This window comes from Streptoalloteichus hindustanus (genome assembly GCF_900129375.1).
GTDB classification, from domain to species: domain Bacteria; phylum Actinomycetota; class Actinomycetes; order Mycobacteriales; family Pseudonocardiaceae; genus Streptoalloteichus; species Streptoalloteichus hindustanus.
On sequence record NZ_FQVN01000007.1, the window covers coordinates 106,039 to 122,043 of the forward strand.

General features: G+C 68.9%; 11 protein-coding genes and 1 pseudogene. 6 read left to right on the top strand and 6 right to left on the bottom strand.

Annotated features, from left to right (window positions below; all coding sequences use genetic code 11):
• Positions 1-80: 80 nt before the first annotated feature.
• Both BUE43_RS22165 and BUE43_RS35295 read right to left on the bottom strand, forming a co-directional pair.
• Entirely contained in the window at positions 81-971 is an 891-nt protein-coding gene (locus BUE43_RS22165) for an aminoglycoside phosphotransferase family protein (protein WP_073486382.1), read from the bottom strand.
• Complete coding sequence (locus BUE43_RS35295; RefSeq protein WP_234995848.1) at positions 971-1,336, bottom strand: hypothetical protein; 366 nt, start codon at positions 1,334-1,336, stop codon at positions 971-973. Before BUE43_RS35295 ends, BUE43_RS22165 begins: the two co-directional genes overlap by 1 nt.
• Before the next feature lie 1,839 nt (positions 1,337-3,175).
• Here BUE43_RS35295 and BUE43_RS22175 point away from each other — a divergent pair.
• The 3 genes from BUE43_RS22175 to BUE43_RS22185 are packed head-to-tail and all read left to right on the top strand — an operon-like array spanning position 3,176 to position 4,363.
• Positions 3,176-3,442, top strand: a complete 267-nt coding sequence (locus BUE43_RS22175; protein ID WP_073486384.1) for a hypothetical protein — start codon at positions 3,176-3,178, stop codon at positions 3,440-3,442.
• Positions 3,443-3,464: 22 nt separating this feature from the next.
• Positions 3,465-3,938, top strand: coding sequence for a DddA-like double-stranded DNA deaminase toxin (locus BUE43_RS22180; RefSeq protein ID WP_073486386.1), 474 nt, complete (start codon positions 3,465-3,467; stop codon positions 3,936-3,938).
• Positions 3,935-4,363: an Imm1 family immunity protein gene (locus BUE43_RS22185; RefSeq protein WP_073486388.1), complete on the top strand. Its 429-nt coding sequence runs from the start codon at positions 3,935-3,937 to the stop codon at positions 4,361-4,363. Before BUE43_RS22180 ends, BUE43_RS22185 begins: the two co-directional genes overlap by 4 nt.
• A 951-nt stretch (positions 4,364-5,314) precedes the next feature.
• Here BUE43_RS22185 and BUE43_RS22190 read toward each other — a convergent pair.
• Positions 5,315-6,517 carry an MFS transporter gene (locus BUE43_RS22190; protein WP_073486390.1) on the bottom strand — a complete coding sequence of 401 codons (1,203 nt, stop codon included), beginning with the start codon at positions 6,515-6,517 and terminating at the stop codon, positions 5,315-5,317.
• Positions 6,518-7,319: 802 nt separating this feature from the next.
• On the bottom strand, positions 7,320-8,633 hold the full coding sequence (locus tag BUE43_RS22195) for an AbfB domain-containing protein (RefSeq protein ID WP_073486393.1): 1,314 nt from the start codon (positions 8,631-8,633) through the stop codon (positions 7,320-7,322).
• 770 nt (positions 8,634-9,403) lie between these two features.
• On the opposite strand from BUE43_RS22195, the gene BUE43_RS22200 reads away from it, so the two are divergent.
• A complete protein-coding gene (locus tag BUE43_RS22200; RefSeq protein WP_073486395.1) occupies positions 9,404-9,835 on the top strand; it encodes a hypothetical protein in 432 nt (143 codons plus the stop codon).
• Between the two features lie 70 nt (positions 9,836-9,905).
• Here the strand turns inward: BUE43_RS22200 and BUE43_RS22205 are convergent, their stop codons facing one another.
• Together BUE43_RS22205 and BUE43_RS22210 are read right to left on the bottom strand one after the other, a co-directional pair.
• Complete coding sequence (locus BUE43_RS22205; protein WP_234995850.1) at positions 9,906-10,394, bottom strand: GNAT family N-acetyltransferase; 489 nt, start codon at positions 10,392-10,394, stop codon at positions 9,906-9,908.
• Positions 10,395-10,588: 194 nt separating this feature from the next.
• The gene (locus tag BUE43_RS22210) at positions 10,589-11,212 is read right to left on the bottom strand and encodes a TetR/AcrR family transcriptional regulator (RefSeq protein ID WP_234995851.1); all 624 of its coding nucleotides are present in this window, start codon (positions 11,210-11,212) and stop codon (positions 10,589-10,591) included.
• Between BUE43_RS22210 and BUE43_RS22215 the strand changes: the two are divergent.
• Together BUE43_RS22215 and BUE43_RS22220 are read left to right on the top strand one after the other, a co-directional pair.
• A pseudogene (locus BUE43_RS22215) lies at positions 11,205-12,078 on the top strand (SDR family NAD(P)-dependent oxidoreductase). The gene BUE43_RS22210 and the pseudogene BUE43_RS22215 sit on opposite strands and share 8 nt — an antisense overlap.
• A 147-nt stretch (positions 12,079-12,225) precedes the next feature.
• A complete protein-coding gene (locus tag BUE43_RS22220; protein WP_143174316.1) occupies positions 12,226-16,005 on the top strand; it encodes a hypothetical protein in 3,780 nt (1,259 codons plus the stop codon).

Sequence of the window (16,005 nt, forward strand, 5' to 3'; positions counted from 1 at the left end):
TCTCAGAGCGGCCAACTGCCCAGCTTGGCCACAGGGCCGCAGGGGAAGGAACTGGGCTTCTTTGCGGGCAGTCCATGGGCCTAGAAGGGCACACCACGCCACCCCGACCACGGGCGGGTTCCCCGCTCTCCTCGGATGCAGGCGAGGCGGTGGAACGCTTGGTCACGCGCACGCGGGTCCTCTGTCGCGATCTGGACAGCCATGCACGTCATGCGGAACTCGCGAATGTCCCGGAGCGTCGCGAAGCCTTCCCATTCAGTGACGTCGTGGCCGTAGACCGAGACGAACTCCGCATACTCGTCCGGAGGCTCCCACCCGAACGAACTGTGCTTGATCGCACTGTGGATCGAGTCCCACTCTGGCGGCCCGAGGGAACAGCGCTCGAAGTCGTGCAGCACGGCGCGCCCCTCCTCGGTGACCGCTACGTTCCCGACCCACGCGTCACCGTGCACAACGCTGCTCGGCCGGCCCGGCGGAAGTTCGACGTACCGGTGTCGCAGCTCAGCCAGGCGCTCACACATCCACGCTCGATCATCAGACGTGAGGAAGTCTGCGCGCTCGATCCGCTCTGGCAGGCGAACGAATGGCGACAACGGGGGAAGCTCGAAGTCCGGGGGCGGTAGCGCGTGAAAGTGGCGGAGAACACGCGCTACGTCTCGCGTCGTGCCTCTCACGTGCGGTGGGAGCTCGTGCCAGAACGTTACGGCCCGGCCATCAACCTCTATGGGTTGCTCAACATCGGACAGCACCCGCGCAGCATCGACGCCCGCGCGTTCGAGCCAGCGGGATACGAGTACTTCTTTCGCCGCCGCCGCTTGCTGACCAGCCCGCGAGATCCGTGCGACCACACCGCCAGGAAGCCGGTACAGCGCGTTCTCTCCCAGCCGTATCAACTCCGCGCCAGCCGCGCGCAAGCCAGCCTTCGCCGCCGCTTCTCTCAGTAGCGACGGCGCCTCGGTCGTACGTTCCATCAGGCGCTGACCACGGTCCGGATGCGGTGGCGCAGCTCCTCGACCTCCACCGTGCGCCGATGACGCGTCGCGAAGTCCCGCAACGCCAAGAGGTCATCCGCAGCGCGCCGCGACCGAATCGTGCCTGCGGCGTCCAGGGCAGCCATGCCGATGCTCGCTGCTTCGACCGGATCGCCCGCGACCATCACGAGCGAGGCAAGTTTCGTCTGGCTGATGGCTCGGGATCGACGGTAGGCGACGCCGTGGCTCACCACAGCGGTGGCGAGACGCCCACGCGCTTCCGGCACGAAGTGCCCGTGTACTCCGAGGTCCCACAGGGCGTGCCCGGTGTCGCCTGAGTGTTGCGCGGCGTCGTAGTACTGCATCCACGGCGGCATTGGTCGGCAACCGACCCGTGAACTCCTCATCAGCCGCGCCAACGGCCCTCAGCGTCTCCTGAACGCGACCGAGCTTGGCGAGCGCTCGCGCCCGGCCCGTGTGGAGCATGGCTCGCTCAGTCGGTGTCAGCCGATCCGCTCGAACGAGCGCAAGATCGTGCAGAGTGAGTCCCGCGTCCCAGTTGCCACACCAGATCTCCTGGCGGGCCATCGACGAGAGGACCTTGGCCCGAAGGTGCCACTCCTGCGCCTCCTCGGCACACGTCAGCGCGAGCCTGAACCACCGTCGCGCGTCGTCGTGCGCGTAGGCATCGAACGCGCTGAACGCCGCCGTGTGAGCGAGGTACCCCACGGCCGCGAAAAGCTCGGGCCGCAAGGACATCGCGCACCGTGCGTGCAGCAGCTCTACCGAGTACTCAAGCTGGGCGGCAATGGCTTGCCGAGCGAGCCCACCGCCGTAGACGGCATCCCATCCTGCGACCGCCCGCGCGATGGTGCGAACCTCGTCAATCTCCCGCCTGCCCGCGGAGGAGGGGACCGGGGTCGGCTGGGCCGAACCGACTAAGGACCTGAGCGAGTCGGGAGCGGCGGCCATACCAACCCCCAGGGCCGCGACCCGCAGGAACTGATTCCGGTTCACGTCTGCCACGGTAGGTGGCTTCCGGCGGGGAGGGTAGAAGCCGAGGCTGCGGTCAGTAGCGCCCAGGACGGCGCGCAGAGCGGCCCGGTAGTCATCTTGAGGCCAGCGGATGACCCCTCTTTCCAGCTTGCCGATGTAGTTCTCATCCAACTCGGCTACGCGCCCACGGTGCTGGTACAGCCAGGAGTTGACCAACTCGGCGAGTTCCTGACGTGCGAGCGGCAGGCCAGTTGTGGCAGATGTGACGCCTTCGCGGGCACGAGTCAGCTCGTTGTTCGCCTCGCGCATCTCCATGCCTCCTGCCACGTGGTCGGCCATTCTGCCACTATCAGCAACAGGTCGACTACGCAAGGTGGCAGGCACGGCCTCCCGCTGTCCTCCCCTTCACCTGCTGGTGCCCTCCGTGGTCGCAAGCCCTTCCAAGCGGGAGGGTCGTTAACAGCGGGCGGGCCACCTGGACGAAAGGGCAGCGAAGACGAGAGGGAGGGTCGCTTTCTTCCTCACGGCCCTCTCATCGGCTGGACGCTCCTCCCCGACCCCGAGGTCCGGGTGTCCCGCCCGCGCCCAAGCTCGGGCCACACGTGTCTCCTGTTGTGGCGGGTCCAAACACAATATCGAGTCCTGGGGCCACGAGATCGGCGGCGGGGAATCTGGGAGGCACTGGTTCCCCGCCGCTGCATATATCGGAGGCGCAAGGATGGAAGAGCCTGAATGTGCGACACCGAAAAGCACCTTGACGAGTTGGTGGCGCGAGTGGAAATGGAAGCGGGACCAACAGCGAATGAGGGGAATGTGGGCACGTCGCGTAACCCTCAGGTTGGAGCCGAAGCCGGGTGCGCGGAGCAAACGAATCTGACCATCCGCGTGCGCCTTCGTTCGATTCTCGCCTTCGGGTACTCCACAGACGGAAACTACGCCTGGGGCCACGTGGGCGACGTTGTCGATCTGCCACAGCCAGTCGCGTCAGAACTGCTACGCACTCGACAGGCCATGCTCTGCCACCAGAACACGCCGATTACCCGCCCGGCTCCAACACGGTGCACCTGCCCATTCATCGCCCCCAGATAGTTCACGATCCAAAAATGCGGACCGTCGAACCATTCGGCGAACCCATCTACCCGCCAGGAACGCCGCCCTGGCGGGTAGTGCCGTGAGAACAAACGTCAACACACATCATGGAGAACGGTATGAGCAACATGCAGGAAGCTCTACAGCGCATGTCGGAGGCCAAGAACGCCCTTCCCGCCGGATACGCACAGGAGGGCCTGAACACACTTGACGCCATCGCCGGTCAGCTTGCTCAGGCTGGGGTCGCGGACGCCTACGCCGCTGAACTTTCTGAGGCGCGCTCTGGATTTGAGTCAGCGCTACGCACCTGTGTGCAGATGTCAGACCGCTTAGACCAGGACATGGCGCGTGTTCAACAGGTGATGCAGGGCGGAGGGTTTCGGTAGCGGGCAACCCGGGGCATCGTCTTTGCCTCCGGCTGATTCATCGCCACCACAACGGTTCTCAGATCATCGGATCGGCCTTGCGGAGGCCCGTCAGTTATGGGACGAACTACCGCCCCGCGTCACCTACGGCGCTGGAGCCAAAACACACGGACGGTGGATCACTTCCGATGGCACCACGCGGCCGATGGTGAGTGGCCGGGATGACGACGCGAGGTACGCGGCGAAGCTGCTGGCCGACCGGGGCGTAAAGCGCACGCCAATGGCCGTCGACCACACGGAGACCAAGATAGCCGCCCGGATGGTCCGCGACGGCATCGCGGAGGCCACCGTGGTCATCAACCACCAGACCTGCCGGGGCCGGCCTCCCTTCGGCTACGGGTGCGGAGACCTGCTCCCCGTCATCCTCCCGGCCGGTTCGCGGTTGACTGTGTGGGACTACGACGAGCATGGGCACCCACGCGGCATCAGCTACCTCGGAGGAGCTTCACGTCAATGACATTGCACGCGTTTGACCAGCACACCAACATCCTCATCACTACTCACGAGGACCTGATGAAGGTGCTCGATGAGCTGTCAGGCAAGGCCGAGGTCGCCGAAGTCGGGCTGTCCCTGGGGTTCACCCCAGCACCGGCGGGGAACGCGCGACACCAGGTGGTGATCGGCATCGGCAAGAGCGGACAGGGCTTCCTCCAGTACGTTGACGACGAGGGAATATTCTGGACCCGCGCAGAACAACCAGAAGAGGGAGTGAGCCAGTACTACTTCCCGGGTCACCCCTTCTCCGCGCCATACGAGGTCGAAGTTCCCTTCGATGTGGTGCGAGCCGGCCTGACCGAATACCTATCAACCACACAGCGGCCGACGTGTGCGGCTTGGTCTCCAGATGACGAACTGGAGTGGAACGTGGTTCTACTGCCGTGACACCAAAACGGCCCTAAAACCCGCACACGTCCCCTTGGCCGTTACACCGTCCGATCTAGAAGGCCCCCAGGGGGCAATCCCCCTGGGGGGTCCTCACTCATGTTCAGAGTGCAGAGACACAGCTAATCACAAGCGGAGGCGGAATGTAATCAAAAACATATGCGAGACCAGTCCGGTTTCTACCTGCCGCTGCGCCCGAGAAGGCCAGAAGGTAGCGTACCGGTGGGCCTACTCGCTATCTCTGCGTACCTACCAGGGCGCGCGCCTGTTTTCTCTGCAGCCGGCCGCCTACTGGGTGAGCGGCGCAGGCGTATTTATACCGATATTCTCCAAGTTACCAATCTAGATCTTATTACTCGTCTGAGAGTGACCGCCCCGAAGAGGGCGGCCATAAATTTCCCTTAGCGAGAAAGCGAGAGCCGCCCACTCACGGGGCGGCTGTTGCTGAACTTCGTGAAGAGCCGCTTCGTGGCGGCTCTCACTCGTGATTCTTACCAGGGTGCCAGCCCAGAGGCTGGCCCATAACCATCTCCTCGGCCGACGACACGGCCTCGGGAATAGTGGGTCGATCCCCGCGTCATAACGAAAGTCACCAAGTGACCACATGCTTTCCGACACGGTGGAGATCGTAGGTCGACAAGCGGGGCCGACCGGGCAATGGGCTCCGTGTGCGCGTTGGTTGCGGCGAGAGTCACGGTTTCCTCCGCGAGGCGGAGATCCGCGGCCGAGCGTGGTCCACTATGGACAGAGCAGTTGAAGGGATGGTCGTCCCGACAGCTTCTTCGACTCGTGTGTCCACAGTGTCCGATTGGTCGTGGACTGCCGACCAGCACATGGAGAGGTGCCGCCCCGGTGGGGGTCGGGGCGGCACTGCAGGTGTCCGACAGCTCGTGAAGGGCTGGTCCGCGAGGGTTCGTGCGAGCACCTCGGGCTGCTCCTGGGTGGTTCTTCTCAGACGCGGGTCGAGACGCGGTCGGCGGTGTCCGGCTCCTGACTGGCGACGGCGGTGGTGCCGCGACGCGAGGTGGTGGCGGCGATGACAGCGAGCACCAGGCCGCTGGCGCTCAGCAGGGCGCCGACCCAGTTGACGTTGTCGTAGGTCAGGCCGCTGCTGATGGCCAGGCCGCCGGCCCAGGCCCCGATCGCGTTGCCGAGGTTGAACCCGGCGATGTTGGCGGCGGAGGCGAGGGTGCCCGCGCCCGGCGCCTCCTGCATGACCCGGGTCTGCAGCGGTGGCACGGTGCCGAAGACGACGGCGCCGAGGAGGAACAGCGAGACGGCTGCCGGGATCTTGTAGTGGGAGGTGAACGTGAACGTCCCCAGCACCACGGTCAGCGCGGTGAACAGCACCAGGATCGTCGCCATCGGGGCGCGGTCGGCGGCCTTGCCCCCCAGCAGGTTGCCGGTGAAGAAGCCGACGCCGAACAGGATCAGCAGCCACGTGACGGCCCCGGCGCCGTAGCCGGTGACCTCGGTCATCATCGGGCTGACGTAGCTGTAGGAGGCGAACAGCCCGCTGAAGCCGAGCGTGGTCATGGCCAACGCCAGCCACACCTGGGGCCGCCGGAACGCCGCGAGTTCCTGACGCAGGCTCGCCTCGGGGTCGACCGGCTGGCTGGGCACGAGGGCAGCGACGGCGAGCAGCCCGGCCACGCCGAGCGCGGTGACCGCCCAGAAGGCCGAGCGCCAGCCGTACTGCTGCCCCAGCCAGGTGCCGGCGGGCACGCCGATGATCGTGGCGACGGTCAGACCGCTGAACATCAGCGCCACGGCGCCGGCCCTCCTGTGCGGCGCGACCAGCGTGGCGGCGACCACCGAGCCGACGCCGAAGAACGCGCCGTGGCACAGGGCGGCGACGATCCGGCCGACCAGCAGGATCGCGTAGTTGGGCGCCAGCGCGGAGACCGCGTTGCCGATGATGAACAGCACCATCAGCCCCATCAGCACGTGCTTGCGGCGCATCCGGGTGGCCGCCGCGATGAGCGGCGGCGCGCCGATGGCCACGCCGAGGGCGTAACCGGAGATCAGCAGGCCGGCCGTGGGGATGGACACCGACAGGTCGGTGGCGACCTCCGGGAGCAGACCCATGATCACGAACTCGGTGGTGCCGATGCCGAACGCGCCGATCGCCAGGGCCAGGAGAGCGAGTGGCATGGGGAACCCTTCACAGTGAGTCGCATGCGCCCTCGACGGGCGTGGTAAACAGTTGCAGACGCGCTTTATCCGCGCAAGACCCTAGTTGCCCTACGCCGAACTAGCGCGACCGCAGTCCGATCGAGGCAGACCCGAGCGGCGCACGACGACACCGCGGTGCGGGGCGCGCAGGGGACCCCTGACCAGAGCCGATGAGGCACGTCCTCCCACGCGAAAGCCCCGGCGCTCCGGCGACCGCGCTGACAGCGGTGCTGGAGGGCCGGGGCACTGGCGGCCGACATCGACGACCACTCAGACGCGCACGCCCCTGTTCGGGTGATCTGATGGATCTTCAGCCAGGCGTTCAGCGCGGCGAGCAACTCCGCCCGACCGGTGAGGTCGAGCTCACGAGGCACCACCCCGAGGTGCTCGTGAACCGGAGCAGGAAGCCTCCGAGGCGGCGCGCCACTCCCGCGAACTCAGCGATCCCCCGCCAACGCGGGCAACCCGCACAACAGGGCGTTGAGGCGGGAACCGGTCCTACTTCCGCGCTGTGGACAGTCCGAAGTGGACAGTCCTTTCGGCCGCGGTTCTGCCACGGGGGATCGCCGCCCACCCGGTGCTGCCCGAAGCGGTGGCGAAGTCCCACGTGCTGCTGTCCCGACGGCCCACGTGATGACGCTCGCCGCGTCGTGACAGGTCCCGGCTTTCCGGAACGGAGATCCGGGGCGGGACCGCGTTCCGCACAGGCGACGAGGCCCCGCCGTTGTGGCGGGGCCTCGTCACCGTTCCGACCGACGCTCGGCTACCTGACCTGGGCGGGTCAGCGCTGCTCGGGGACCAGGGGGTCAGCGATGGACCAGGTGGCGTCCTCGGCGAACGCCGACGGGTTGTCGAAGGGGAACTCGCCGGTGTTGTTGGCGATCCACAGCTCTCCGTGGATGTGCCGGAGGTAGCGACCGGGCATGTTGAGCGACTCGAAGGAGACGCCCGTGCCGGCCAGGGGCTTGCGAGCGCACCAGGTGGCGTCCCTGCGGAAGAGCTCGCTGCCGTCGTTGCCGGCCGAGAGCACGCGGAAGTGCTGGTGCCGCATGTAGCTGCCCGGGTAGTTCACCGCCTCGATGGAGAAGCAGGACGGATCGGCCAGACCGGGAACGATCTTCCAGGTCGCGTCCAGCTTGGTGCCCTCGTCGAGGTCGGCCCCGCCGACGAGGAAGGCCTGCCCGTAGCGGTGACGCACGTAGAAACCGGCCACGAAGGGCGTGGTGGCTCGGATCGACTGGCGCAGCGCCTTGTACTGCCCCTCGCGGAGGAAGTACTCGACGTCGGCGTCGGTGCCGGCCAACGCCGCCGTCGCCGCGGCGACCAGGGCGGGGTTGACGCCGCCGCGCTCGGCCCTGGTCCTGATGTCCTGGACCTTGGCCTGGTTCAGCCAGGTCGTCAGACCGTCCACCCGGGTCTCGCTGATGCCCTGCCGGGTTTCGGTCTCGCCGAGGCAGCCGCCCTGCCAGGAGCCCAGGCCGACAGCGACGAGTTCGTGCCCGCCGTTGGCCTCGCGCACCGCGGGGCCGCCGGCGTCTCCCTTGCACGTGCTCGCGCGGGCGGGGGCCACGGCGGACGCCTCCAGGGAGACGGCGCCGACGTTGGCGACCTGGAACGGCGCGACCTGCAGTTTGTTGGGCACCCACTCCGTCGCGGTGCGACCGAACCCGGCGACCTGGAGCGTCTCCCCGCTCCGGGGCGCGGTCCTGGTGATCGCGATCGGCGTGACGCCGGAGACCGGGGTGGCGAGCTTGACGAGCGCGAGGTCGCGGTCCTCGCGGAGGGCAGCGCTCGCGATCTTCACGACCTGGCCGGTGTCACTGGCCAGGTCGGTCCGCCCCACGATGACCTTGCCGGCGTCGGGAGCCACGTCGCGCACGCAGCTCTTGGCCGTGATCACCCACTCGGGGTCGACGAGAGCGCCGGAGCAGGCGCGCTCCGGAAACTCGATCTTGGCCGCGTACTGGTAGGCGCCCGCGGGCGCGGGCGTCCCCCCGCTGACCGCCTGTGCTGGCGTCGAAGCCAGCAACCCGGTTCCCAGCGTCGCGGCGAGCGCGACCGCGACTCGCACCGCGGTCGAGCGTGTTCGCGTCATGGGTGTCCCCTCTACTCGGGTTCGTCGGAGTACCTGGTCGATGAAAGGTGTGGGGAAGAAACCGTGCCACGGGCGTGCCGCGACCGGAAGCGTCAGATCGATATCCAACAAAACGGCAACGAAACCCCGTCCGACACATTGCCAGTTCACTGGGCGGTGGTGGCCGCCACCGCCGTGCGAACAATAACGAGCAGCACTACTCGCCATCCGGTCGAGAGACAGAACTCACCTCGTTGAGAGCGCAACCAGTCAGTCTTCTGCCGCAGCCGGATGGACCATATGGACGATGCGGGCTGTCCGGCCGATTCCCGCGGAGGTCATACGCCGGCCGGATGGCAACGTCGTGCTGCGCTGGGCAGCTACCACCCGGATGGCGGTTGAGGAAGGCCCGCCGCTGGTCACGACGTCGGCGACAGCGACGGCAGCCGCGGCCGCCCCTGCGGCGACGGCGGACGCCCTCCTCGTCGAGCGCATCTTCTTATTTGCCTTCCACGCGGCCGGGACTGAAAGAACCACGACAGCTCGCGCCGCCGCCCGTGGAACTCCCTGTACAAGCCGTGAACCGCGCTGTAACGTTCGGAACGGGCGCGAGGCGAGGGGTCGAAGCGAAAAAACCGGGGGAGCATGTTCGCGTTTGTCGGCGAGGGGTGCCAGATTCTGCTGAGGGGTGTCAACACGTCCGCGCGCAGAAGCGCGGCTTCTGCATCTCCCGCGCAGTTTTCACTGTTGCCGCCGCGTCGACTCAATAGCTTGCGTTCTGGTTCCCGTCGATGGAGGACGTGACGGACCGGCTGTGGGAACTCGCGGCGACTGGTCGGCTCGGCAGGGTGCGACCCGGAATGCCGTTGGCGGAGGCGGAGGACGCGCTCGGACCGGGTGTGCCCCACCCCGCGATCAAGATGCTGGGCCCGTCGGCGTCGGGCTACCCCTACCGGTGGGGCCACCTGGCCCTGTTCGTGGCGGACGGCAGAGTGGACGAGGTCGCGCTGGAGCCGACCGCACCGGTCGGCATGGAGACCTTCCTCGAAGGTCTGCGTCAGGCGAACGTCCCGTTCGAGCCGTATCCCGAGTTGTCTTCCGGACAGCAGATCGCCATGCGCACCAAGGTCGGCGCGGTCGCGTTCTTCACGCACTTCGACGTCTCGGAGGACATCGAGCGGGCCGGCTACTACCTGGTCTACGTGCGGAACCGAGTGGCCTGAGGCCCTCGGCCGCGCTGTCCCGAACAGCGCTGGTCACACCAATCCGTCCTCTGAGGACAGAGAACGAGTGTCAGACCTGGGCGGAGGTTGGGACCGTGAGGTCGAGTGTCATGAACACGCTGTTCGGGTCCGGTGTGTAGTCGGCGAACGGCGGGCACGTGACGAACCCGTACCGGGAGTAGAGACGGCGGGCCGGCGCGAAGAAGTCCTGGCTTCCGGTCTCCAGGCTGACGCTGCGGTAGCCGCGTCTGCGGGACTCGTCGATCAGGAACGTGAGCATGTGGGCGGCCACACCGCGGCCGCGCGCTTCCTGCCGGGTGCGCATCGCCTTGATCTCACCCTCGACGGGAGACAGCTCTTTGAGCGCACCGCAGCCCAGCAACGTCCCGTCGCCCCACACGGTCCAGAACGACACCTCGGCGTCGCGCAATCCTGTGTGGGACAGGGCATGCACGCTCTCGGCGGGAGAGGTCGCGTGCATGTCGGCGAGATGTTCGGCGATCAGATCGCGCACCGGCTGACGGGTGAGGTCGTCGGGTTCGATCGTCAGCGCGGGCACGGCAGGCCGCCTCTGCGGATGGTCACGAGGCGAACGGCGGCCTGGTGATCTGCCGGCACCGGGTGGCGCGGTGCGCGGCCAGATGGTCCGCAGATTCCCATATCCGGAATATTAGCCTCGACGTGGGACATGCGGAAGGTGCGATGTGGCTGGCGTGGACAGTCATCCTGACCAGATGAGGATGGTGAACGTCCTCAGAGGACAGATCCGGAAGGCGGTGTCCAGGGCGGCGGTGGGGTTCGGTTCCGTTCCGGCGATGTCGGGATTTCCAGGACGTAGCGGGCGAGCAGGCGCAGCGACAGGTCGTCGGCATCACGACCGGTCTGCTCGGCGATGACGCCGGCGAGCGAGGTTTCGCAACTGGTCCACAGTGTCCTGGCGTGGGCCCGCAGTGCCGGTGTGGCGACCACGAGCGCGGCGATCCGACGCGCCACCGGGGCGGGATCGGGCTCGAAGGGGCCTCGCGTGGCGAGGAAGTCCCGCAGGGCCTGGAGCACGGACACCCCTTCCGGGCGTTGCCGCACCGCGGCGGTCAGAGCCCGCTCGCGTTCGGCGCCGTCGCCGAGGACCAGTGCCTCCTTGCCGCCGGGGAAGTGCGCGAACAGCGTGGAGACAGCGGTGTCCGCGGCGTCGGCGATCTCCGCGACGGTGACCTCGTCGAACCCCCGCTCCAGGAACAGCCGCCGGGCCGCGGCGGTCAGGGCCCGGCGGGTAACAGCCTTCTTGCGCTCGCGCCGTCCCGGTGTCCGCGACTCAGCCTGGCACCACTGGGACGTCCACCGACTCCCACCAGCCGAGGGCAAGAACGTCCTGGTCACCGGCGGCAACGCGGGAATCGGCTACTTCGTGGCCGAACACCTCGCCAGCGCCGGCCCCACCATCGTCCTGGGCTGCCGCGACGCCGCCAGAGCCACCGCCGCCATGACCGCGATCCGCTCCCGCTCCCCGGCGCCCGGCTGCGCTATCTCCCCCTGGACCTGGCCGACCTCGCCTCGCTCAGGTCATCAGTGGACGCGCTGGAACCGGATCGCCTCGACGCGGTCGTGTGCAACGCCCGCGTCCTGCTCGACCACCCGCCACGGCGCGAAACCCGGGACAGCCACGAACTGATGTTCGCCACCAACCACCTCGGGCACTTCGCGCTCGTCGGCCGGCCGGCGCCCCTGCTGTCGGCGGCCCCTGCCGGCCGTGTCGTCACCACCGGCAGCTTCGTGGCGAGATCGGGGCGACTGGACCTCGACGAACTCCAGGTCACCCGCGATACCGACCGAAGGACGCCTACGCCCGGTCGAAGCTGGCGCAGATGCTGTTCGGCTTCGAGATCGACCGCCGCCTGCGGGCCGCGGGCAGCACGGCCGCGAGCGTGGTGAACCACCCCGGTGGCGCGCTGGACTCGCTCACCCCGTCCCGCCCACCGGTCCACGTCCACACCACGGGCCAACGACTTGGTGCCCTGCCCGCCGGAATCCTCCTCCAGGGCAAGCACATCGCCGCCTGGCCCGCCGCCCGAGCGGTCCTCGACCCCGCTGTTTGGGGCGGACAACTGTGGGGTCCCCGGGTGTTCGGGCTCCGTGGGGCGCCCCGACCCGAACCGGTGCGGGGAGTCCTGGCCGACACCGCGCTGGCGGCGCGCCTGTGGGCGGCCAGCGTCGAACTCACCGGCGTCAATCCCTTCACGCGCTGACCGGTCGTCGCCATCGGCACAACGGCCGTGCCGGCGGTGCGGCGGCCGTGTCAATCCCCAAGTTTCGGTGGTGTCCCCCTCCTCCGAACCGCCCCACAATCACTGTGCCGAACGCGGGGGATGTTCAGCGGCACGGAGGGGGACACGGTGGGCTCAGCGGACGTGCGACCGGCGCCGATTCGGTTGCTGCGCACCGAGGATCTGCTCGATCTCTGGTTCGGGTTTCCCGGGCTGACGCTGGAGCGGGTGCGCGGCCAGCGGGTGCTGGTCCGGGCGGATCCGGCGAGGGAGGGCTGGATCGTGGTCACGTTCGGGCCGCAACACGTGGCCGAGCGGGCCTTCTTCGAGGTGAGCGATGGGCTGCCCGCGCCGGACGGGCCCAGCGCCACCGAACCGAGGACACCGCCTCCGGTGCCAACGCGGATCGCCGGCCGCAGCGTGCTGGTGTTCGTGGTCGGCGCGGGCGCCACCATCCCCTACTCCGAGGCCGGTCTGCTGGGGGCCATGCAGACCCTGGAGCTGCGCGTGGTGGACGCGGCCCGCGCGCCGGCGCCGGCCGGCCCGCCGGTGACCGTGCAACTCGGGCAGCAGTTGGCCCAGGCGACCGGTGGCGAGCCGTTCGGCCGCGCGGCGACGACGTTGCGGAAGGTCCGCGCGCTGGCGGAGCTGGCCGGGCGGTACGACGCGAAGGACGCGCTGGGCGCCGTGCTCGGCACCGACCTGGTGCGGCCGGCCCCTGCCGCGGAACCAGCCGTGACCGCGGAAGGGGCGCCATCGGCGGAAACAGCGGTGGAACCGGCGGCCAAGCCGCGCCCGGAGAATCCGCTGTCCGATGTGGACAACAATCCGCGGACCGGGATCGAGCTGCCGTACCGGCTGCTGCTCTCCCCGCCGGAGACCACCCGCTGGCGACACCGGGTGGAGCCGCCCGCGACCGGCCCGACCGACCGGGTGGAGCTCTGGCACACCAGAGCCGACACGACGTCCGCCCGCGCGGTCTGGACCCGAGACCCCGGCTTCGACCCCGAGCACGTGCGGCTGCCGCCGCACGGCGACGACCCGTTCCGGATGGCGTTGGACGCCAACGACCGCGCCCAGATCGTTCACCTGACCTCGAACCACAACCTGACCGGCGGCGACACCGGCCCGGTGCGGGTGGACCACCTGATGCTGTCCGCGCTCGGCGGCTGGCTGGACTCGATCGGCCGCTGGCGGCAGCCGCCGCCCGACTTCAACGTGAGCGAGTGGCGGCACCGCGCCTCGGTCGGGCGCGACCACTACGTGCGGGTGATGTACGCCGGGCGGCTCTGCCCGTTCGGGCACCGGGCCGCACTGGTCAAGGTCACCGAGCGGAAGTTCGACCGCGACCGCGAGGACAACGCGGCCTACCTGTACCAGCGGATGTACATCCTGGTCCGCGAGCCGGTGCTCACCTTCACCGACAAGGTGCTCGGCGACGGCGATCCGAAGGACCGGCTGGACCTGCTGTTCCCGTTCACCAGCGTCGAACTGCTCACGCTCGTCACCCCGGACCTGGCGCCGCCGTGGAACCTGGACGGGGTGCCGTCGGACAGGTACGGCTTCTTCCCGGAAACGCAGCAGCACGACGAGAAGCCGTTCCGGTTCAAGGTCAGGGCGATCGACCGGGACGGCCGCGCGGTCGAGTTCCTCACCCCGCTGCTGTTCGTCGACAACATCCTGCACGCGGACAACAACGAGCTGCCGAAACTGGTCAAGAAGTACAACGCGTGCGACAGCGGGGCGAGCGAGCGGCCACCCCCGTCGGACGCCTCCGTCCGGTTCCTGCGCGCCGAGGTGCGCGGCCAGACCGTCGCGATGGCGCCGAGCCGCCGTGCCGACGACGGCGCGCTGGACGTGGCCGACCTGGTGTGGGGGGCGGAGGCCCCGTCGGCGACCCTCGCCCGCGACCACACGACGCACCCCCGGTTCGTGCCGAGGGTGCGTTGGGCCCGCGCGGTTCTCCCGCAGGTGCGCGAGCTCAGCGCGGGCGGCACGCAGGAGCGGAACCGGGTTGTCGCGGTGCGCTACCCGAAGCCCTACGCCAAGCACGGCTTCGAAGCCGGCAACGCCGGGGAGCTGTTCGCCGAGCTGGTGCATCCGTTGGTGATGAACTTCCACGACGGCAGCGACCGGTCCGGCGCGCTGGTCTCACCGACCTTCACCGTCGCCGGCGTGTCCCGGAAGACCGGGCCGGTCGCCGCGCGGCCGGTGAAGTCCACAGTGGACGTGGCGAGGGAGGCCGCGAGCACCGAGGCGGACGCCTTCGACTGGGCCGCGCTGGCCGCCGGCCGGTTCGACCCGTCGGCGTTCTTCGCCCAGGCCCTCGGCGACCGGGCCAAGCTGTTCGGCGTGCTCCGGCTGGTCGACCTGCTGCGGGACGCGGTCGGCCTGGACAGACTGAAGGCGCCGGCCTTCGTCACCGAGACCGTGAACGCGGTCACCGGTTTCCTCAGCGACCTCGGCCGGCTGCGGGACGTCCTGGCCGACACCGAACGGCGGTTCCCGGAGATCGTCGCGCGAGTGGTCCGGGTGACCGACGCGGCGGCGATCCTCGCGCGGACGCTGACCGCGCACATCGTCGGGCAACTCGCCAACGACCCGAACGCGCCGACGTTCGCGGAGGTGGAGAACGCGGTCACCGCGTTCGACGAGGCGCTCGCCGCGCTCATCGCCGTGCTGCCGCCGCAGGTGGACCCGGCCGTGCGCACCCTGCTCGACCGGGTTCGCCAACAGGTCGCGACGTGGGACAACGCGGTCGGCGACGCCATGGCGCTGAAGCGGGCCGTCACGCTGGCCGCGCGGGGCGTGCGGCTGCCGGACGTGGTCAACGCGCGCCTGGAGTGGCAGCCGGACCTGCGGAACTGGCCGCCGGACAACCCGATCTTCAAGCTCGGCGACGACAACCCGTCCGGGCACTGCTCGCTGGTGGTCGACCTGCGCGGCTCGCTGCGCCCCGACGTGCCCTCCGGCGCCGACATCACCTGCACCCTGGAGAACTTCTCCCTGTTGCTGGTGCCGTACGTCCTGCAGGGGATCGAGCTGCGCTTCGACCGGATCCGGTTCACCACGCGGGTCGGTCGCAAGCCCGACATCGAGGTCCGGTTCGGCGGCGTGCGGTTCGTCAAGGAACTGTCCTTTGTGGACACTCTGCGCCGGCTGATCCCGCTGGACGGGTTCAGCGACCCGCCCGCGCTGCGGGTGACCCCGACCGGGATCTCCGCCCGCTACTCGATCCCGCTGCCCAACGCCGCGGTCGGCGTGTTCAGCCTGGAGAACCTGTCCCTCAACGCCTCGCTGGAGGTGCCGTTCCTCGGCAGCGAGATGGAGATCGGGTTCGCGTTCTGCCGCCGCGAGGCCCCGTTCCGGCTCACCGTGTCGATGCTCGGCGGGGGCGGCTACTTCGGCATCGTGCTGTCCCCCGACCGGATCGTGGTGCTGGACGCGGCACTGGAGTTCGGCGCCGCGGTGTCCATGAACTTCGGCGTCGCCAGCGGCAGCCTCTCGGTGATGGCCGGCATCTACTTCCGGCTCGGCGACCGCCAGGCGGTGAAGCTGGTCGGCTACTTCCGGGCCCGCGGCGAGGTCGACGTGCTCGGGATCGTCTCCGCCTCCGTCGAGCTGTACCTGGAGATCGGCTACGACGCCGGGCAGGCGGTCGGCCGCGCCAGCCTGACGATCAGCATCGAGATCGGGTTCTTCTCGAAGTCGGTGACGATCAGCTGTGAGAAGAGGTTCGCCGGCTCCCCGACGTCGCTCGGCCTCGCCGCCGCCGACCCGGCCGCCGACCCGGCCGCGGTCCGCCCGCCGACGTTCGCCGAGCTCATGTCGCCCTACCCCGACCCCGTGACCGGGCAACGCCGGGACCCGGTCCTCGAGTACTGCACCGCCTTCGCGGAAGTGAGCTGA